Here is a 20,959-nt window from a genome sequence, read left to right as displayed (position 1 = left end):
GTCGTCATGCCTCCTTGACGGCGGAACGTGCCGTGCCACCCACAGCAGCGAAATCGTATGCCGTTTCAGCGTGCTCGGACTCGTCCATGCCCACCGACTCGGCTTCCTCGCTGGCGCGCAGCCCAATGGTGAACTTCACGATATAGGCAATGATCAGGGTCGCGATGAAGGAGAACGCAAGTACCGCACCGGCACCGACCCCCTGTCGCCACAGCTGGTCGAAACCGCCGCCGTAGAACAGGCCGGTCTTGCCCGCGCCCGCCTCCGGAGCGGCGACGAGGCCGACCATCAGGGTGCCGATGATGCCGCCGACGAGGTGCACGCCGACCACGTCGAGCGAGTCGTCGAAGCCGAACTTGAACTTCAGGCCGACCGCCAGCGCACAGACCGCACCGGCCACGAAGCCGATCGCGAGCGCGCCGACCACGTTCACCGAGGAACAGGACGGGGTGATCGCGACCAGACCGGCCACCACACCCGAGGCCGCACCCAGCGAGGTGGGCTTGCCGTCGCGGAACTTCTCCACCAGCAGCCAGGCCAGCATCGCCGCGCAGGTCGCGAGGGTGGTGGTGATGAAGGTCGAACCGGCCAGACCACCCGAGGTGACCGCGGAACCGGCGTTGAACCCGAACCAGCCGAACCACAGCAGACCGGCGCCGAGCATCACGAACGGCAGGTTGTGCGGGCGGAACGGTGTGGTCGGCCAGCCCTTGCGCTTACCGAGGACGAGCACCAGGGCCAGGCCCGCCGCACCGGCATTGATATGGACCGCGGTACCACCGGCGAAGTCGACCGCGAGCAGTTTGTTCGCGATCCAGCCACCTTCGTGCACGACGTTGCCGTCGGCATCCTTGACGTCGAAGTCGAAGACCCAGTGCGCGACCGGGAAGTAGACGACCGTCGCCCAGATGCCCGCGAACAGCAGCCAGGAGCCGAACTTCAGGCGGTCGGCGACCGCACCCGAGATGAGGGCAACCGTAATGATCGCGAACATCAACTGGAACGCGACGAATACGGTCGCGGGAATGGTGCCCGCGAGCGGGATATTCACGGCGGCGGTGGTGACGGCGCCGCTGGCGTCCTTCACCTCGGCAACCGAATTGCCGCCGATCAGACCCTTGAGGCCGAAGAACTGCGCCGGATCACCGACCACGCCGAACTTGTTGTCGCCGAATGCGGCCGAGTATCCGTACAGCGACCACAGCACGCCGACGAGGCCCATGGCGCTGATGCTCATCATGATCATGTTGAGCACATTCTTCGAACGGACCATGCCGCCGTAGAAAAAGGCCAGGCCGGGCGTCATCAACAACACGAGCGCTGAACTTGCCAGCATCCAGGCGGTGTCACCGGTATCCGGTGCACCGGTAAGGGGAAAAGCCACCTTAATGTCCTCCTCATCTCGGGCCCAGCCGACTCCGGCAATTGGACCTGAACAGAAGGGTCCTCATTCGGTGTTTCATCCGTGATGATGTGACGTTTCGCCTAAGTGAACGCGTGGCCCAGTTGTGTTGCGACCACGTTTCCTGGCCTACACCGACGTTTCGCCCCTGGTGTGCGCCCCCTATCCGAGCAAACCACCAGCCCCTACCGCCGAGTAGGACTCAGCGAAATGGCGACGGTTGTCGAATGGCGGCCCGTGCCACCCTCGAGGACCGCCATATGACAGTCGGCGATCGGTCGCCTAGCCGAGGAGGGCGTCGACGAACGCGGCGGGTTCGAAGGGGGCGAGGTCGTCGGCGCCCTCGCCCAGGCCGACCAGTTTGACCGGAACGCCGAGTTCGTGTTGGACCTGGAAGACGATGCCACCCTTGGCTGTTCCGTCGAGTTTGGTGAGCACGACGCCGGTGATATCGACCACTTCCGCGAAGACCCGGGCCTGCATGAGGCCGTTCTGTCCGACGGTGGAGTCCAGGACCAGCAGGACTTCGTCGACCTCGGCCTTCTTCTGCACGACGCGCTTGACCTTGCCGAGTTCGTCCATCAGACCGGTCTTGGTGTGTAAACGGCCCGCGGTATCGATCATGACGACATCGACGCCGCGCTCGATGCCCGCGCTGACCGCGTCGAACGCGACGGCCGCAGGATCCGCGCCCTCCCTACCGCGCACGGTATCCGCGCCGACCCGCTCACCCCAGGTCTGCAGCTGATCGGCGGCCGCCGCGCGGAAGGTATCGGCCGCGCCGAGCAGCACCCGGCGACCGTCGGCGACCAGGACCCGGGCGAGTTTGCCGGTCGTTGTGGTCTTTCCGGTGCCGTTCACGCCGACGACCAGCAGGATCGACGGGTGATCGTTGTGCGGCAGCGCGCGCACCGAGCGATCGAGTTCGGGGCGCAGTGCCTCGATCAGCACGTCGCGCAGTACGGCGCGGGCTTCTTCGGTATTGCGGACGCTGCGGACCGCCATCTCCTCGCGCAGACGTTGCACGACTGCCGCGGTGCTCGCGGTGCCGAGATCGGCGAGGACGAGGGTGTCCTCGACCTCTTCCCAGGAGTCGTCGTCCAGATCACCGCCGCCGAGCAGGCCGAGCAGGCTCTTGCCGACGGCATTCTGCGAGCGGGACAGGCGGCCACGCAGACGGACCAGGCGGCCCGCGGTCGGCTCGATTTCCTCGAGGGCCGGGGTAGTCGCGGCATCGGCGGCGGTGGGCTCGGGGGCGGCTTCGACCGAAGGTTGTTCCGGGCTCGGCGCGGGAGTCGACGGTGCGGCAGTGTCGGTAGGTGCGGCAGTGTCGGTAGGTGCGGCAGTGTCGGTAGGTGCGGCAGCGTCGGTAGGTGCGGCAGTGTCGGTATCCGACGCAGCGGCGGCTTCGGGTTCGGCGGTTACCGTGCCCGGTTCGACCGCGGTATCCGAGTCGACCGTGGTGTCGGAATCAACCGTGGCCGTTGCGGATTCGTCCGCAGTCGCGACCTCGCCATCGGTTTCGGCCGGAGCGGACGCCACGGTGTCGACATCGGGCAGCGGCACATTGGTGATGCCGCGCTTCGGCGCGTCGCGCGGAATCGCCGCGTCATCGCCGACATGCGGCTGCCCCTCGGTGTCGGTTCGCTCGATCGGTGCGGGTTCCGGGCGTGTCGCGGTGGCCGTGCCGCCCTGACTGAAGTTGAAGCCGCCCGAGGCCGCGTATCCGCCCGACCGGTCGGTCAGTTCTTTCTCCGCGGTGGGTGGCGTCAGCGTGACGCGACGGCGTTTGTACAGGACGAATCCGGCGACAAACGCCACCACCAGCACGGCGGCGACAGCGGCAATCAGGATCCAGGCTTCGGAGCTCACGCCGACCATCCTTGCAGAACCAGGTTCTTTGCATTACCACGCCGTCCTGGCCCCGACACACAGCCCCCGAGATTTCTTGTCCTGCGGAACTTCTCGCGAAGGGACAATAGGATCGGCGACGTGACCGATCGAAACGTGCTTGGGGGGCCGCTGGAAGAGTGCGGCGCCGATCCTCTCACCGGGTTCTACCGGGACGGCTGCTGCAGCACCGGGCCGGAGGATCTCGGTAGCCACACCGTGTGCACCGTCGTCACGGCTGAGTTTCTCGAACACCAGGCGTCCATCGGCAACGATTTGAGTACGCCGCGCCCGGAGAACAACTTCCCCGGTCTGCAACCGGGAGACCGGTGGTGTGTGGTGGCCGTGCGCTGGTTGCACGCCCATGAGGACGGCGTCGCCGCACCCGTGGTGCTGGCGGCCACTCATGAAAACGCCCTGGAAGTGATCTCGATGGACATTTTGCGCAAATACGCCGTCGACGTACCGGACGATGTGAGCGACCTGCTCTAGCGCTACCCCGAGGACCCCTGTGGACCTCTCGCGACTGCCCCGGTGAGGGCGGCGCGGGTGGTTCGCCGGCGGTGTGCTTTTTGGCGGCAGGCGGCACTGCAGTAGTGGGCCGGGCGGCCGGTGCCCGTGGGACGGATCGCGGCACCGCAGATCGGGCAGTGTGCGCCCTGCGTTTCGTTACGTGAGGCTGTTTCGTTACTGAGGTTGGTCGCGGCGCCGGGTTTCGTTACGGTACGGGTTCCTGGGTTCGCGCGCATCGCATCGAGCATGAGGGCGGCGGCCCTGACCATCGGGCCATTGACGCGCTGACGTCGTTGGATCGCAACGCATCCGGTGAAGATGTCCAGTACGTCGACGATCTCGATATCGGGGCGAACCGCGCCCTGGCGCTGCGCGGCCGTCAACAGCGCGCCGAGCGCGTGGTGAAAGCGGTCGCCCGCGCTGCGCAGCAACGCCTTCGGCCAGCCGTCGTCGGACCGGACGATATCGCAGAGCGCCTGGTTGCGCGGGGTCGAGACGACCACCTCGGTGCAGATCGCAAAGAACGCGGCACCCGGGTCCGGCGCGTCGAGGTGACCGGTCGCCAGGGTGGCGAGCCGGTCGATGCGTTGCTGCATAACCGCTTCCAGCAGATCGGTTTTCGTAGGGAAATGCCGGTAGACCGTGCCCGCGCCCACACCGGCGCGGCGCGCGACCTCGGCCAGTGAGACCGAGGTGCCGTGTTCGGCGAAGGCGCGTTGCGCGGCGGCCAGTACCAGTGTCCGGTTGCGGCGGGCATCGGCCCGTGCGGCGGCACCAGGCTGCGCGGGCGGGGACAGTGGGGCAGACATTTCGTTACGGCCTTCCGTTCCTTGACCTGGCCAAGCGGGTGATCGCACCCATATCGTCCAAATACGGGTTATCCGACCCGATTGTATCGAGCAGAGTCCGATCGAACAGAGAAGGCGAGCATGTCCCCTCAGCAGAATCCCATCCTGGTCACCGGCGCCACCGGCAAGCAGGGCGGCGCCACCGCGCGCCGACTGCTGGCCGATGGCATCGCGGTGCGCGCGCTGGTGCGCGATCCCGAGACTCCCGCGGCGCGCGCACTCGCCGACGCGGGTGCCGAATTGGTGACCGGCGACTTCGACGCACCGGCAACGCTGGACGCCGCGGCGGCCGGGGCGCGCGCAGTATTCCTTGTTCCGCCAGCCGCTTTCGGACCGAACGGTTGGGGTGCGGAGTTGGAGGCCACCCGTGGCCTCGCGGTGATCGACGCGGCCGTGCGCACCGGTGTCGAGCAGATCGTCTTCACCGGCGTCGCCACGATGACCGATGACCGCTCCTGGGGCATGGCCGGAAAGGGCCGCATCGAGGATGCCATCGCGGTCAGCGGTCTGCGCTACACCCTCTTGCGCCCGGTACGTTTCATGGAGAACTACGTCCTGCGTGGCAGCCCGGTGGACGGCATCATCGACGGCGTGCACAAGCATCTGTTCCAAGCGGACCGGCCGCTGCAGATGATCGCCGTCGCCGATATCGCGGCCTTCGCCGCACTGGCCTTCGCCGATCCGGAGCGGTTCCACGGCCGAACCCTGGAATTGGCCGGTGACGCAATCACCCCCGTCGCGGCCGCGGCCACGATCAGCCGGATCACCGGCCGCCCGGTTCGGTACGTCGAGGCGACCGAGGCCGAGGCGGACGCACGCGGCGAACAGATCGGCAATACGTGGCGGCTTATCCGGCAAAACGGCGGCTGGCATGCCGACATCCCGGCGCTGCGCGAGATATACCCCGCCCTCACCACTCTCGAATCCTGGCTCGCCACAACCGGAGCCGCCCTGATCAAGGCCCAATTCGACGACGACCGCGCCGCCGCCGTGCATTGACCAACAGCCGCAATCGGCCGCCGCTTACGGGGTACGCTCGATGTGGTGAATCTGCTCGAAAAGTGGACCAACCGCAAGCGCCGTGATCCGGCCGGCGCCGAGGTCGACGAGATATTCGGGCCGTCGCGCAAGCACATTCACGAACGCAAGGAATGGGTGGCGGTGGCCAAGTTGGACGACCGCGAATCCGGCGATGATCCGCTCGTCGACCTCGACTCCGGCGTCGCCAGACTGAGCCCGCGGGTAGGCCGATCGGCTCAGTAGTGCGGTGGGGGCGAATCGGGATCGCCGTTGGGGCGGCCCAGCACGCGGCGGATTCGGGTGAGTACGCCGAATCTGCTCGTGCTGCGGGCAATTCCGTTGTGGCAGGCGGCTCGGGTGCGGCGGGTGTCGGGGTGGTCGGGGCCGAGTACGCGTAGTTGCACTTCGAGAAGTTCTTCGTATTCGACTGCGGCGGTGGTGGTATCGCCCGCGCGGCCGCGGGCCTGCGCCAGGTGGTAGCGCGTGGCCAGGGTGCGCGGGTGCTCGACGCCGAATATCCGATGTTCGTCGGCGAGCAACCGCTCGAGATCATCGATAGCGGCGCGCGGATCGCCGGATTCACAACGCCAGCGGGCCAATTCGTTGCGGTTCAGCAGAGTGTCGGGGTGATCGTCGCCGAGGATCCGGCGGCGATCGATCAGCAGTAGCTCCAACTCCGCGACCGCGGTGGTCGGATCACCGTGTGCGCCGCGCCAACACGCGAGATCGTGGCGGGTGCGAAAGGTGTTCGGATGCTCCGGTCCGTGCACTCGGATGCGGTCGGCCAGCACACGCTCGAATTCCGGTAGGGCCGCGGCGATATCGCCGCTCTCGGCGCGGTAGTGCGCGAGATTGGCGCGGGTGCGCAGGGTATCGGGATGGTCGGGCCCGAGGACGCGCTCGCGTGCCACGTGCAGTTGCTCGAATTCGACAACGGCCGCGGCCGGATCTCCGCTCTCGCCGCGCCAATATGCGAGGTTGTGCAGAGACGTCAGCGTGTCGTGGTGGTCGGCTCCGAGGATCCGACGGCGGTCTGCCAGCAGTTCCTCGTATTCGACGATGGCAGTGCCATATTGGCCCGCTTCCCCGCGCCACCTGGCCAGATTGTGCCGGGTGCGCAGGGTGTCGGGATGATCGGGTCCGAGCACGCGTAGCCGGACCGGCAGTAGCTCCTCGAGCGCGGCGAGCGCGGCCGTGATATCGCCGCTCTCCCCGCGCCAGAGCGCGAGGCGATGCCAGGTGTGCAGGGTTTCGGGGTGGTCCGGCCCGAGGATCGTGCGTTCGTCGTCGAGTAGCTGCTCGTATTCGGTGACGGCCGCACCGATCCGGCCGCTCTGACCTCGGAAGAACGCGAGACTGTGCCGGGTGCTGAAGGTTTCGGGATGGTCCGGGCCCAGAACCGCCAGCTCATCGCGGAGCAGGTGCTCGTATTCCAGGACCGCGCTGACGGGGTCGCCGCTTTCGCCGCGCCAGTACGCCACGGCGTGCCGGGTGCGCAGGGTATCGGGATGGTCGATCGGCAGGACCCGCTGCCGATCGGCGAGCAACTGCTGATACTCGAGCACCGCGGTCACCGGATTACCACTCTCTCCGCGCCAGCGGGCGAGTTCGTAACGGGTGCGCAGTGTATGTGGATTGTCGGGCCCGAGGCGGCGGATCCGGGCCGGGAGTATCTGTTCGAATTCGGCTACGGCCGTGAGGTAGTGGCCGATTTCGCCGTACAGGTGCGCCAGATTGTGGCGCGACAGCAGGGTGATCGGATGATCGTTGCCGAGGATGCGCCGCTCGTCCTCGATCAAACGCAGGAACTCCTGGATGGCCCTGCGGTGGTCGCCGCTTTCTCCACGCCAGTAGGCAATGTTGTTGCGAGTGCGCAAAGTCCGTGGGTGCTCGGGTCCGAGGATGCGCGTCCGATCGGTGAGCAGCAGCTGGAACTCCGCGATGGCGGTGGCGTGGTCACCGCTGACGCCGCGCCAGCGGGCGATATCGTTCCGGGTGATCAGGGTGTGCGGATGGTCGGGTCCGAGCACGCGCTCCTGCTCGACGAGCAGCTGCCTGAACTCGGCGATGGCCCGCACGTGATCGCCGCTCTCGGCGTGCAACTGGGTGACGTAGTGGCGGGTCCTGAAGAAGGCCGGATCGGCGGTGCCGGAGATGCGTTGCTGGTCGACGAGCAGTTGGTGCAACTCGATAATGGCGGCGTCGATATCACCGCTTTCGGCGCGCCAGTACGCGAGTTCGTAACGGGCGGTGAGCGTATCGGGGTGATCCGGACCGAGCACACGGGTTCGGTCGGCGAACAGTCGCTGGAATCCGGCGATGGCCTCGGCCGTGTCGCCCTGCTCTCCGCGAAAATGCGCGAGATCGCCGCGAGTGCGCAGCGTGGCCGGATCGTCGGCACCGAGCAGCCGGGTGCGGTCGGCGACCAATTGCTCGAATTCGGCCACGGCCGTGCGGAAGTCACCGCTTTCACCGTGCCAGCGGGCGAGATTGGTGCGGATCGTGAGGGTGCCTGGTGCGTCCGCCCCGAGCACTCGGATGCTCTCGGCGAGCAGGTTCTGATGTTCGACGGTGGCGGTGGCCAGGTCACCGCTCTCACCGCGCCAGAACGCGAGATTATTTCGGGCGGTGAGCGTGTCGGGGTGCTCCGGACCGACCGAATGCTCGAAGGTGGGGATCCAGGCGGCCCATAGATCGCGATTGTCCGCCGCACGTGGGGTGTTCAGCCGGTCGAGGAATGTCACCGCGGCGGCCGAATCGCCGTATCCGAGGTAGTGCCGTACGGCCGATCGGCGCGCGTAAGCGGTGATCTGCGGTGCCGGTTCGGCCGAGCGCGCATTCTGCTCGAGTGCCTTCCCCAGCGCCCGATGCGCCTCCCGGCGCGCCGCAGTGCCCTGCTCGATCGAGAGTGAACGCCGAAACACATTGTGCGCCATACCCAGGGTCTCCCCGGGGGTGCCGGGGCGGCCGCGGCTGACGAGTACGCCGAGGCGGACGACGAGGTCTCGAATTCGGTTGGTGCTCAACCCGATACCGAGAAAATCGAGCGCGCGCTCGAGTAGCTCCAGCGGCAGCACCGGCCCGGCACCCGCCGCGACCAGGATGGCGAGCAACGCGGAAACCGCGTGCGCCGTCCCGGGATCCGCGCCGTCGACCGCGTCCCGAACCCGCCGCCGGACCAGCGTATCGAGGCCGATCCCCCGGTCCAGATCCGCAGAGCTGATATCGGAATGGATTTCGATCAGCAGTCGAGCCAAGAGCCAACCACCCGTCGGAGTCTGCTGCAGCAGACCGTCGATCCATTCGCGCCAATTCGTCTGTTCGGTACGGCCGCGGGCCGCCGCGACGGTGTTGGCGATATCCGACGTTGTCGGCGCTGGCAGTTCGATTCGGCGCATATGGGCCAGCAGCGACGAGTCCTCCACGCCGGTTCCTTCGCGGATGCCGACGATGAGATGGACCTGCGCGAGTTCCGGGCGTCGGGTCAGTTCGGCGACGGCATAGGAAAGCAACGCGCGACTGCCGCGCTTCGGGTGATCGAGTCCGTCGACCAGGATATGCACCGGTTTCGACGAGTCGAGCCTGGCCAGCGGCCGCAGTATCTTGATGTCGAACTGGTCGAGCCTGCTGCTGTCCTGTTCGGCGAGGTCGAATTCGACCATGCGCGTCGCGGTCTTGAAGCCATCGAGCCGCTTGCCCAATTGCTCCGCCAACTCGGCGGTGAAGGATTCCAGGGAGCTGGTCACGTCGAGAATCACCGCGGCCGTGATGTAATCCGCCTTGATCGACAGAGCGTCCATGGGGTGCATGGTCACGTCGGGTGCGTACGTCACCCAGCCGGGCCGGATCAACGTGGCCAGCAGGGTGGATTTACCGCAACCAGCGGGGCCGACCACACCACGCAACCGATCCCCGCCCCCGTCGACCACCTGCACGAGCCGCTGGCGCAGCGGCTCCGATATCACCAGGCCGTGGATCAGCTGATCGATGAAGCCCGCCGCCGCACTGCCGCTCACTGCGTCCTCCCGGCGTGCGACATTGGGCACCAGCCAGAGTCCGGGATCGCCACTGGCCGTGCGGATTCCGGAGGTGAAGGAGAATGATTGCGGTTCCAGCGCTGGGCACTGGCGCAGGGGCCGCACCAGATCCGAGGGCAGCAGGCTTTCGCCGCCGTGCGGCACGCCCTTGCCGAATGTGGTGATGATCGTTCGGGTGAAGCATCCGAAATAGGCGGGTCCGTTGCCGGTGGCCACCAGCAGTTCGACACGACCGTTGGGACCGGACGCCTCCGGCCAGCGCCGGGCGGCGCCGCGTACACCCTCCCCGGTTTCGCAGGCGTCGATCAGCACGATCAGACCGTCGAGTGCGGGGGCGTCGTTCAGTCGTTCCTGGATTTCCTGCGTCAGATGAAATGCGTTGTGCAGCTTGGGCATCTGTGGTGAATCGTGGGCGAGCAGATAGAAGTTCTCCGCTGCGGTGGTCATGCCGTGGCCGACGAAGCTGATCAGCAGTGTCGCTTGCCGATTCGATGCGGTCTCGAAGGCTTCGGCTACGGCGCGGACCAATTCGCCGATGGTCGGATCGAGCAGCGGCCCGTCGGTGCCGGTGGCCGGTTGCCAGCCGCCGAGTGCGCGCAATTCGGTGTAGAGACCGGTGGCGAGCTCGCCGGTGAAACCCAATCTGGGCAGCGCTGCGCACTCCGAGCCGACAACCAGCGCCACCCTCCCGCTCATATTTCGCAACGTACCCCGCACCCGTCGGCCCCGGGCAACAACGCGAAATCGAAAAGGCCACGATCACAAGGGAATTGTGAAGGGCCTTGATTTCAGCTGGCCGCGCCGACCGGTGCCAGGTTCTCGCCGCGCAGCCGCTGCGAGATCACCTGAGTGATGCCGTCACCGCGCATGCTGACGCCGTAGAGGGCGTCGGCGATCTCCATGGTCGGCTTCTGGTGGGTGATGACGATCAGCTGACTCTTCTCGCGCAACTGCTCGAACAGGCCGATGAGGCGGCGCAGGTTGGTGTCGTCCAACGCGGCCTCGACCTCGTCCATCACATAGAACGGCGAGGGGCGGGCGCGGAAGATGGCCACCAGCAATGCGACCGCGGTCAGCGACTTCTCCCCACCCGACAGCAGCGACAGCCGCTTGACCTTCTTGCCGGGTGGGCGCGCCTCCACCTCGATACCGGTGGTCAGCATGTCCGACGGGTCGGTGAGCACCAGTCTGCCCTCACCGCCCGGAAACAGCTTCGCGAAAACGCCGACGAATTCGCGCTCGACATCCTCGTAGGCCTCGGTGAACACCTGCAGAATGCGCGCGTCCACCTCGGCGACCACCTCCAGCAGATCCTTGCGCGCGCTCTTGACGTCCTCGAGCTGGGTGGCGAGAAAGTTGTAGCGCTCCTCGAGCGCCGCGAACTCTTCCAGCGCAAGCGGATTCACCTTGCCCAGGGTGGTCAGATCCTTCTCGGCGCGTTTGGCGCGGCGCTCCTGGGTCTTGCGGTCGTAGGGCATCGGCGCCGGCGCGCTGACCTGCTCGCCGCGCTCCTTGGCCTGCTCGTACTCCTGCCACTCCAGATCCGATGGCGGCATCGGCACATCCGGACCGTACTCGGCGATCAGATCGGACAGCGCGATGCCGAACTGTTCGGAAATGGTCGCCTCGATCTGTTCGATACGCAGTGCCGCTTGTGCTTTGGCGACCTCGTCGCGGTGCACCGCGTCGGTGAGCTGGGCCAGTTGGGTGGTCAGCGCCCGGACCCGTTCTTTGATCTGCTCGACCTGGCCGGCGCATTCGGTGCGACGGCGCACCAGCTCATCGCGGCGCGCACCCGCTTGGGCCACAACGGATTCCAGTTCGGCGGCGACCTTCGCACCGGATTCGGCAACGGCGGCCGCGACCGCGGCGGCCTGTTTGCGTGCGGCCTGGGCGTGTTCGGCGCGGGCCCTGGTCTCGCGTTCCGCGCGGGCCGCCCGGCGCAGCGAATCCGCTTTACCGCGAACCGATTCCGCGCGTTCCTCGGCAGTGCGCACGGCCAGCCGGGCCTCGACCTCCATGGATCGGGCCTCGGCCAGCGCGGCGGCGGCCTCCTCCCGGTCACGCCCGGCCGATTCGGTACCCGCCGCGCCCATGCCGTCGTCGACATCGGATTCGAGTTCGGTGCGGCGCAGCCGTTCTTCGAGATCGGCCAGCGCCGCCAGCGCCTCTTCCCGACCCGACTCGGTTTCCGCGCGCTGACCGGTGAGCCGGTCGACATCGGCCTGGGCGGTGCGCGCCACCTCACCGAGCCTGCCGAGCCGGTCGTAGATCACCACCAGTGCCTGATCGGATTCGTGCAGCGCGAGCAACGCCTGGTCGACGGCGTCCTTGCGGTCGGCCTGTTCGGCCAGCGCACCGGAGAGGGCGGCCTCGAGTTCTTCGGCGCGGCGCTGGGCGCCGATCAGATCGGCCTTGGCGGCATCGATATCGGCCTGGATCTCCAGCAGACTCGGCGCGCGATCGGATCCGCCGAGCACCCAACCGGTTCCGGTGAGATCGCCGTCGCGGGTGACCACGCGCAGTTCCGGCCGGACCAGGACGAGTTCGGCGGCGGCAGCGAGATCGTCGACCACGGCGACACCGGCGGTCAGTGCGGCAATGGCGCCGCGAACGTTGTCCGGGCCGTCCACCACGTCGGCGAGCCAGCGAGCGGTAGCGGGCAACGCACCGTTGGACCTCGGCGAACCACCCGCGGCACCGAACACCAGCGCGGCCCGACCACCGTCGGCCTCCTTCAGCGCCCGCACCGCGGCGTGCGCGGAGTCTCCGGTGTCGGCGGCCACCGCATCGGCGAGCGGGCCGAGGGTCGCGGCGACCGCGACTTCGAAACCACCGTGCACCCGGATCAGCCCGGAAAGAGGACCGAGCAGTCCCTCTGCGCGATTCTCGACCAGCCAGGCCGCGCCGTCCTTGCGCGCCAGGCCCATGCTCAACGCTTCGATGCGGGCGCCCAGCGACGCGACCCGCTTGCTGGCGTCGCGATCCTGTTCACGCAGTTCGGTGACGCGCTGATCGACCAGTGCAAGGGCCTGCACCGCATGCTCGTGCTGGGCGTCCAGGCCAGCCTCACCGGCCTCGAGTTCACTCAGCTCACCTTGGACGGAATGGAATTCGGCCTCGGCCGCCTCGCCGCGCTGCCGGGCCTCGCCGATCCCGACGGTCAGCCGGGTGATTTCCGCGTCGAACGACTGCGACCTGGTGCGCAGGGTCTCGACCTGACCCGAAAGCCGGGCCAATCCCTCGCGTCGGTCGGCGATGGCCCGCACCGCGGCCAGATGCGCCTGTTCGGCAGCCTTGGCGGCCTGCTCGCGTTCGGCGAGTGCGTCGCGCGCGGCCTCCAGGGTTTCGGTCGCGATCTCGACGGTCTCGCGCAGTTCGGCCTCCTCGGCCTCCACACGTTCGGCCTCGGCCTCGAGCTGTTCGGGATCGCGGCCGCTGCCGACGGGCAGATCGGTGTGCAGGTTGCGGGCCCGATCGCCCGCGATGCGGATGGTGGCATTGACGCGCTCGGCCAGCGCGGACAGCTGGAACCAGATCTGCGCGGCGGCCTCGGCGCTCGGCGTGAGTCGGGACAGCTGGAATTCCTGCTGCGCCAGTGCGGCATTGGCGGCGTCGAGTTCGGTCTGCACGGTGATCTGCTGTTCGCGGGCGTATGCCTCTTTGCTCTGCTGGCTCTCCAGCTCGTTGCGCCGGGTGACCAGATCGTCCGCGGCCAGGCGCAGGCGCGCGTCGCGCAGGTCGGCCTGCACAGTCTGCGCGCGGCGGGCCACCTCGGCCTGTCTGCCGAGCGGTTTGAGCTGACGGCGCAGTTCGGTGGTGAGGTCGGTGAGGCGGGCGAGGTTGGCCTGCATCGCCTCCAGTTTGCGGACCGCCTTCTCCTTGCGCTTGCGGTGCTTGAGCACACCCGCGGCCTCCTCGACGAAGGCGCGGCGATCCTCGGGGCGCGATTCCAGGATGGCGGAGAGTTGGCCCTGTCCGACGATGACGTGCATTTCCCGGCCGATGCCGGAGTCGCTGAGCAGTTCCTGCACGTCCATCAGACGGCAGGAGCTGCCATTGATCTCGTATTCACCCGCGCCGTCGCGGAACATGCGCCGAGTGATGGAGACCTCGGCGTAGTCGATCGGCAGGGCACCGTCGGAGTTGTCGATGGTCAGCGTGACCTCGGCGCGCCCGAGCGGCGCCCGGCCGGTAGTACCGGCGAAGATGACGTCCTGCATCTTGCCGCCGCGCAACGCCTTCGCACCCTGTTCGCCCATCACCCAGGTGAGCGCGTCGACGACATTGGATTTGCCCGAGCCGTTCGGGCCGACCACACAGGTGATACCCGGTTCGAAGCGCAAGGTCGTCGCGGACGCGAAGGATTTGAATCCCTTCAACGTCAGACTCTTCAGGTGCAAATTCGACGACCCTTCCGTGCGCGGTGGTCGGACATTCGTCGTCCTATGGGCTGACCGATTCGAGCGACTGCAAGCAGCCGCCAGCGACCAGCCATCGTATCCGTGCCCCACCTGGGACACTCGTAGGGTATCGACTCCCCCGCATTATCCAGTATTTCAGTGTGCTCTGAGTTTGCCCGGTCGGGGCGGCGGTCAGGTCGCATCTCCCGGGGGTGCGTTGCCCGCACAGACCATCCGGTATCCGGCCGCCCCGAATACGGCTTTTTCTCGTATACCTGCCGGGCAGGACGACCGTCACCCACGTGGAGGACTTCGAGCGCAATCAGCAATGTCACCAGTTCGGACAGCCAGTTCCACAACCTCGACGGCACCCTTACCCGGCTGGATCAATCGGATCCCGCTTGCGCTACCGCCGAACTCCCTCGACGCTTACGATCCAGTCTGATTCGCCAGGGAACATTCGTCCGGGAGTGCAGAGCATGCCATCGGCCAAGACCAGCACCGTGCTCGGTCTGGTCCGTCATGCGACGACGCTGCGGCTGACCCGCATCGCCACGCTGGTCGTGGGCAGCCTGGTTTTTCTCTACGCGTGCGAGGCCAGCCGCAAGAGCGACCTGTCCGATGTCTGGATCCAGGTCGCCATCGCCGCCGGACTCGCCATGACCGGCCTGACCACCGCCTGGTTCGAGGTGCGAGCCGCCGGGCACGCGGCAACCCGCGCCCGCACCGAAATCCGTGGCTTCCTCATCGAATCCGAAGACCTGTCGGTGCGGGCCCGCATCACCCGCTCCGGCGACCTGGTCTTCCACGGCCACGACTCCGGCGGCACCGACGCCGCCTACGAATGGGACTGGGCCTTCCGCGCCACCACCTTCCCCGCCATCCGCGCCGCCCTCGGGGGCAAGGGCGACCTGCTGGACCTGCTGGAACGCACGGTCCCGCACTTGGACCGCCAGGATCGCTACGATCCCGGAGCCTGGCTGCACGACCAGGGCATCCCCGCCGCCTTCCGCGAACGCGGCGACTCGTCGACCCGCATCACCCGTGTGCTCCCCGTCATCAAGCCCGAAGCCGAACTCGCCCACCATGATCCGGACGCGCCGCCGTCCCGCGAATCCACCGGGGCACAAGAGCACGTGAGCGCGCGTCACAACGCAGCACCGCACCGGCGAACCCCCGCGGCCGCGGACGAGAATCGGCCCGAACGATCGCGTCGCCGCCACGAGCCGTCACCCGAACAAGGCGGCCGAGCGCGTGGCCGCCGCAGAGCGCCCGCCGATCCACACCGCCCCGAACCGTCGGCCGATAGCCGCGATGAACGACAGGCTGCACGCCACGGCGAACCCCCGACACGAAGACGCAACCAGCCCCAGGAAACCCACCGAGCCACACCACCGAGCGAACACCGAAGCGCGCGACCGGGCGAACGCTGGGACGAACCGATCAACGATGACTGGGACGAACCATCGAACACCGGCTGGAACGAGCCACCTAACGACCGCCGGAGCGCACCGCCAAGTGACACGTGGAACGCACCACCGAGCGACAGCTGGGACGCACCACCGAACGAGCGCGGAAACGAACCACCAGCCGCTACCCGGCCCACCCCACCGGCCCGACGCCGCGACGACTCATCCCGGCACCGCAGCACCGAAACCCCCAGCGGTCATTGGCCCGAAGCAACGGACCAGCGCTACCGCAACCCCGCGCCACGCCCCTACGACGAAGGTTCCGGCGCACACCGACCCGCGCTTTCCGGTGCCCACCACACCGAAAACCCCTGGCCGCACCAGTCCGCACCGCAGAACCAGCGCTGGAATGACCCACCCGAAACCGGTCGCCGCTGGTAAACGCGCGGGCCACGGCACAATGCCACACCCACGATCTCCGCTGGATCACCAACGGGCTCAGCGCCGTTCACGAGATTCGCGACGGTCCCACCGGCAACGTCGTCACCACGTCGGCGTATCGGTCCTCTCGCGCGCTGCACCAAGCCGTTCCGGCCATCGCTGTGTTCGACTCGAGCCATGCGGTACCGGATTCGTGGCAGACCTTCGACGCCATAGCACCGGAGATCGGCGGCTTGTTCCAGCAGTGGCTGACCTCATCGACATCGGCCGGGCCTGGGCACACGGCCTGAAAACCCACCTGGGCCGCCCCTGGGCCGAGCGGCTGTCGATCGCGTTCCGGCTTCCCGCCGACCGCGGTGACTCCAGCGTCGAGGGTCGAGCTTCGCCGAGGGTTGACATTCCACATTGGAGGGTGCATTCTGATGACACCTTCCAATGTGGAATATAGAACTAGTCGTTAGGACCTGAACATGGAAATCTCGCCTGGTACTCGGGCCTCCGATGCGGAGCGCGAGAAGGTTGTGCGTCTGCTCGGGCGGCATATGGCCGATGGCCGGATCGACCTCGCCGAATACGATCAGCGCGTCGCCCGCGTCTACGAGACCGGGGTGCGCGACGATCTGCAGCTGGTGCTGTCGGATCTACCGAAACTGCCGAAAGAGTCTGCTGTACAGAAGAATTCGACCGCCCGCTTCCCGATCTGGCAGCAGATCGAAGGCACCTCGTGGCTCGGAGTCAGCCTGCTGGTCCTTGCCATCTGGGCCGCGATCTCGGTCAGCGTCGGTGAATTCACCTACCCGTGGCCGATCTGGGTCATCGGCCCGTGGGGTGCGGTACTCGCCTTCCGGATGCTGGCCGGTTTCGAATCCGGCCGGTTCGGACGCCACACCGGCTGACGTGTCGTCACGGTCGGCGCTCCAGCACTGCTCGCATCGTCAGCAGTGCTGGATTCCCCTGTACCGCAGGGATATCCGGCACTGCTGAGGGTTCACCTCATGTCCGGCACGTTCGGGCCGGGCTCGTCGGCATGCGGCTCGACAGCAGGTCCAACCACAGCCGCACGCTCGGCCTCGCCCATGGATGAACCGTCCTGGCGATCTGCGTCACCGCCACCATCATGGTCCTGGTCCGCACGGACCCATGGTTGCCGATACCGATCTCCGCGCTCGACATTCCCCTCCTTGCCCACCATTTCGCGTCGCGATGGCCACTGAAGTCATGCCTACGGGCATGGCCAGGGCACACATATGGCCGCCCCAACGGCGAGAGGTCTCCGCCACGACCGGCCGCCCTACGACAACCGCCTGATGTCACCGGCGATGCGCCCCGCCCGAAAGGTCATCGCTTGGTACGCACCGACGGTGCGGATAATGTTGTTGCACACCAGGTTTGCCTACTGATCTTCGGTGGTATTCATGGAATCGTGAGGGCTTCAAGGTATTTGGCCTCGCTCATGAGCGTGCTGGTGGCCTGTTTCGCGTTTTCTGTCCTGACCGTTCGCCCTGCCATGGCGGCCCCGCGTGTGGTCGACGAGGCTCCGCTGGATGGGTCGGTATCGCGGGTGGATGTCTATTCGCCCGCGATGGATCGGGTGGTGAGCAACAGGGTGATTCGGGCCTCGGGTGGTCCGGCGCCGACGCTGTATCTGCTCACCGGTATCGGTGGTGGCACCGACGGCATCTCCTGGTGGGACGATACCGATGTCCGGCAGTTCTTCGCGGATAAGCATGTCAACGTGGTGATGCCGATCGGTGGCGCGTACAGCATGTACACCGACTGGCTCACCGACGACCCGGTGGTCGGTCGCAACCGGTGGCAGACCTATCTCTCCCGGGAACTCCCCGCGGTCCTCGACTCCCAGCTCGGCAGCACCGGACGCAATGCGATCGCTGGCGTATCCATGAGTGCGGCATCCGCGGTCGACCTCGCGATTCAGGCGCCCGATGTGTACAGCGCCGTGGCGGCCTACAGCGGCTGCCCGTGGGCCTCGGACGCGCTCGGGGTGGCGATGGTCAGTGCGCAGGTGATCCGGGGTGGGGCCAATCCGGTCAATATGTGGGGCGAGCTGGGCCAGGGGACTTGGCCGGTGCACGACGCATTCACCAATGCCGGTGCGCTGGCGGGCAAGACGATCTACCTCTCGGCCGCCACCGGCACACCGGGCGCGATCGATGAGGGCGGGCTCGGCTTCCCGCCGATCGAGGCGATCGCCAGCTCGTGCACGGACGCTTTCGCCGACCGGCTGCACGAGCTCGGGCTACCGGTCGTCCACGTCAACCGCCCCGAGGGTTCGCACACCTGGGGACAGTTCGAGACCGACCTACACGATTCCTGGCCGCATCTGGCCCACGCACTCGGCGTTTGATCGAGATTCGCTAGCCGCGACGCTACGGTGGGATGCCATGGACACCGTCGCCCTACCGGAGTGCGTCGACGTCCCGCCTGCGCGGACCTCGCGAACGATCGCGACGGCCCGGCCGGTTGTCGTCGCGGCCGGATGCCTCATCCTGCTGCAGTTGGCAGTTCGCTACTGGGTGGCCAATAGCGGCTACTTCTACTGGGACGATCTCATTCTGGTCGGCCGGGCGGGGACCTATCCGCTGTGGTCAACGGATCTGCTGCTGTACAACCACGACGGACATTTCATGCCGCTGGCCTTCGCCACGGCCTGGGTGTTGACCGCGGTGGCGCCGCTGACGTGGGCCGGACCGGTGCTATCGCTGCTCGTCCTGCAGCTCGGGGCGTCGGTGGCGGTGTTGCGGATGCTGATCGTGCTGGTCGGCACGCGATGGACGATCCTGATCCCGCTGGTGTTCTACCTGTTCTGCCCGTTGACGCTTCCGGCGTACGCGTGGTGGGCCGCCGCCCTCAATGCGCTGCCGCTGCAATTCGCGCTCGCATGGGTAATCGGCGATGCGGTGCGGCTGGTCGACAGCGGTCGGCGGCGGTACGCGGTGTCGGGGATCGTGGTGCTCGCGGTGGCACTGCTGTTCTTCGAGAAGGCGGTGATCGCCGCGTTCGCCGCGTTCGCCATTGCCGCACTGACACGCCACGTCGATGGTCTCGGATCCGCGATCCGTGTGGTGGCGCGTCGAGGCGCGACACTCTGGGCCGGATCCGGTGTCGTGATCCTCTGCTGGCTGGCCGGATACCTCACGGTCGTGGATGTTTCGGCGCTGCACAGCAGTCCGGCCGAACTGCGCGAGTTGCTACCCGGCGCAACGTCATTGGGCATCGTGCCGACGCTGTTCGGCGGACCGTGGAGCTGGGAGCGCTGGTTGCCTTCGACGCCGTGGGCGGATCCGCCGGGCTGGGCGGCGGTGTCGGCGTGGGTGTGTTTGTGCGTGCTGGTGGTGCTGTCGATGCGTGCCCGGCTTCGTATCGGGCCGGTATGGGTGACGGCGGCGGCGTATGTACTGGTAGCCCAGCTGCCGGTGGCATTGGCCCGCAGTGGACCGAATACCACGGGCGAACTGATGCAGTCCCTGCGCTACTTCGCCGATATTGCGGTGGTGCTGACCGCGGCGGGTGGGCTGATATTGCGTGCCCGCCCGCGTGAGGACGCATCCGTATTGCTTCCCGGATCCGTTGGCGTCGCGGATAGGTTGCGTCGCGCCCGTATGTTGCTCTCGCGCTTGCCCGGCCGTGCCCTTACATCGTGGCTCGTCCCTCGTAGCGACGCATCCATGCTGCGTCGCGCCGGTATGGGGTTCTCGCGCTTGTCCGGCCGTGTCCTGTCATTGCGTCCCGGCCCTGGCGGCGACGCGTCCGCGTCGGGTCGCGCCCGTTTGTGGCTGTCCAACTCGGGTGGCCGTGCCCTTACTCTGCGGCCCGGCCCACGCGCCACAGCCGCACTGACGGTGGTGTTCCTCGTGAGCAGCCTCTGGTCCACCGCTACCTTCGTGCGCTCATGGCGCATAAACCCGACCAAAACCTACGTCACCACCGTGAAGTCGGCGCTGGCCGACTCCGATGGCGCACCCCTGCTCGAGCAGGAAGTGCCGTGGGACATCCTGAACCCAACGGCATACCCCCAAAATCTGACCAGTCGCGTACTCGCACCCCTCGCGTCCGCCACCACCTTCGCCGACTCGACAACACACCTGCGCATGATCACCGACACGGGCGCGATCGTCGAGGCCGCCGTCTGGTGGAACCGCAGCATCCTCCCCGGCCCAGACCCCAACTGCGGCTACCGAATCCGCGGCCCCCAACCGACCGACGTCCCCCTCGACGGCCCGATGCTCGAACACGAATGGACCGTCCAACTCAACTATCTCGCCAGCCGAGACGGCCGCATCACCATCTCCTTCGAACACGGCGCCCCCGTCCCCGCCCCGGTACGCCGAGGCCTGAACACCGTCTACATCCGCGTAATAGGCAGCGGCTCCACCCTCCGAATCAGCCCCCGCACCCCAGGACTCGACCTCTGCGTGGGCGTGGGCCCCGTAGGCGTCGCCTCCTACGACAACTGAATGCCTGGCCCGGTAGCGGTACGTGCGGATACACCAGTGGCATTCCGAGGGAACTGAATTACAGAATGGCGAAGGCGACAACCAGACCGAGTGCGAAGTGCGCCGCGGCCACCACCAGAACTTCGGTGGTGTAGACATCGGCTTCCAGCGCCGCGCCGATATCGATGCCGAGCGCGCGCTCGATGACCCGAACCGAGATCACCTGCGCGATAATGCCGACCAAACCGTAGACACTGGCGGCTATGAGCCCCTCGGAGAGTTTGCCCGCCGAGGCGTACGTCGCGAGCACCACGATCAACGCCATGCTGACCATGCCCGCGGCGGTGACAATGATGGCATTGGGCTTACCCGCGGCGACCAGTGAGCGCAGCTTGCCGGGTGTGGTCAGATCGATGGCGTAGAAGCCGACGAGCATGAGGGCCAAGCCGATGATGGCGTAGAGGACGATGGCTCCAACGCCGGTGCCGAGCGAGTTCCAGTAACCCGATTCGAGGGCAACTGCGGTCATCGTGATCCTTCCG

The 20,959-nt window shown here is 67.1% G+C and carries 13 protein-coding genes; 7 read left to right on the top strand and 6 right to left on the bottom strand.

Features of this window, described 5'->3' with window-relative positions:
• Positions 1-4: 4 nt before the first annotated feature.
• Both ACQP1G_RS11380 and ftsY read right to left on the bottom strand, forming a co-directional pair.
• Complete coding sequence (locus ACQP1G_RS11380) at positions 5-1,384, bottom strand: ammonium transporter (protein WP_433201996.1); 1,380 nt, start codon at positions 1,382-1,384, stop codon at positions 5-7.
• 300 nt (positions 1,385-1,684) lie between these two features.
• Positions 1,685-3,283 carry a signal recognition particle-docking protein FtsY gene (gene ftsY, locus ACQP1G_RS11375; RefSeq protein ID WP_433201993.1) on the bottom strand — a complete coding sequence of 533 codons (1,599 nt, stop codon included), beginning with the start codon at positions 3,281-3,283 and terminating at the stop codon, positions 1,685-1,687.
• Positions 3,284-3,394: 111 nt separating this feature from the next.
• Here ftsY and ACQP1G_RS11370 point away from each other — a divergent pair, with 111 nt between their 5' ends.
• A complete protein-coding gene (locus ACQP1G_RS11370; protein WP_014987060.1) occupies positions 3,395-3,784 on the top strand; it encodes a DUF2237 family protein in 390 nt (129 codons plus the stop codon).
• Between the two features lie 2 nt (positions 3,785-3,786).
• Here the strand turns inward: ACQP1G_RS11370 and ACQP1G_RS11365 are convergent, their stop codons facing one another.
• Entirely contained in the window at positions 3,787-4,614 is an 828-nt protein-coding gene (locus tag ACQP1G_RS11365; RefSeq protein WP_433201990.1) for a TetR family transcriptional regulator, read from the bottom strand.
• Between the two features lie 120 nt (positions 4,615-4,734).
• On the opposite strand from ACQP1G_RS11365, the gene ACQP1G_RS11360 reads away from it, so the two are divergent.
• Entirely contained in the window at positions 4,735-5,652 is a 918-nt protein-coding gene (locus ACQP1G_RS11360; protein WP_433201987.1) for an NmrA family NAD(P)-binding protein, read from the top strand.
• 45 nt (positions 5,653-5,697) lie between these two features.
• On the top strand, positions 5,698-5,916 hold the full coding sequence (locus tag ACQP1G_RS11355) for a hypothetical protein (RefSeq protein ID WP_433201984.1): 219 nt from the start codon (positions 5,698-5,700) through the stop codon (positions 5,914-5,916).
• On the opposite strand, the gene ACQP1G_RS11350 is transcribed toward ACQP1G_RS11355, so the two are convergent.
• Positions 5,910-10,406 carry a tetratricopeptide repeat protein gene (locus tag ACQP1G_RS11350; protein ID WP_433201981.1) on the bottom strand — a complete coding sequence of 1,499 codons (4,497 nt, stop codon included), beginning with the start codon at positions 10,404-10,406 and terminating at the stop codon, positions 5,910-5,912. The genes ACQP1G_RS11355 and ACQP1G_RS11350 overlap by 7 nt on opposite strands.
• Before the next feature lie 92 nt (positions 10,407-10,498).
• Positions 10,499-14,113 (bottom strand): chromosome segregation protein SMC, encoded by a 3,615-nt coding sequence (gene smc, locus ACQP1G_RS11345; RefSeq protein ID WP_433201978.1) that lies wholly within the window; start codon positions 14,111-14,113, stop codon positions 10,499-10,501.
• A gap of 479 nt (positions 14,114-14,592) precedes the next feature.
• Between smc and ACQP1G_RS11340 the strand changes: the two genes are divergently transcribed.
• The 4 genes from ACQP1G_RS11340 to ACQP1G_RS11325 all read left to right on the top strand — a co-directional run bounded on the left by ACQP1G_RS11340 (position 14,593) and on the right by ACQP1G_RS11325 (position 20,438).
• Positions 14,593-15,963, top strand: coding sequence for a hypothetical protein (locus ACQP1G_RS11340; RefSeq protein ID WP_433201975.1), 1,371 nt, complete (start codon positions 14,593-14,595; stop codon positions 15,961-15,963).
• 470 nt (positions 15,964-16,433) lie between these two features.
• On the top strand, positions 16,434-16,859 hold the full coding sequence (locus ACQP1G_RS11335) for a DUF1707 SHOCT-like domain-containing protein (protein ID WP_433201971.1): 426 nt from the start codon (positions 16,434-16,436) through the stop codon (positions 16,857-16,859).
• 611 nt (positions 16,860-17,470) lie between these two features.
• Positions 17,471-18,328 (top strand): alpha/beta hydrolase, encoded by an 858-nt coding sequence (locus ACQP1G_RS11330; protein ID WP_433201968.1) that lies wholly within the window; start codon positions 17,471-17,473, stop codon positions 18,326-18,328.
• 37 nt (positions 18,329-18,365) lie between these two features.
• Complete coding sequence (locus ACQP1G_RS11325) at positions 18,366-20,438, top strand: hypothetical protein (protein ID WP_433201965.1); 2,073 nt, start codon at positions 18,366-18,368, stop codon at positions 20,436-20,438.
• 58 nt (positions 20,439-20,496) lie between these two features.
• Here ACQP1G_RS11325 and ACQP1G_RS11320 read toward each other — a convergent pair whose 3' ends face one another.
• Complete coding sequence (locus ACQP1G_RS11320) at positions 20,497-20,946, bottom strand: DUF350 domain-containing protein (RefSeq protein ID WP_433201963.1); 450 nt, start codon at positions 20,944-20,946, stop codon at positions 20,497-20,499.
• Between the last annotated feature and the right edge of the window lie 13 nt (positions 20,947-20,959).

It is taken from the genome of Nocardia sp. CA-107356, from assembly GCF_050946365.1.
Classification (GTDB): Bacteria; Actinomycetota; Actinomycetes; order Mycobacteriales; family Mycobacteriaceae; genus Nocardia.
Note: the sequence above shows the minus strand (reverse complement) of the source record. Positions and strands in the feature narration are given on the sequence as shown.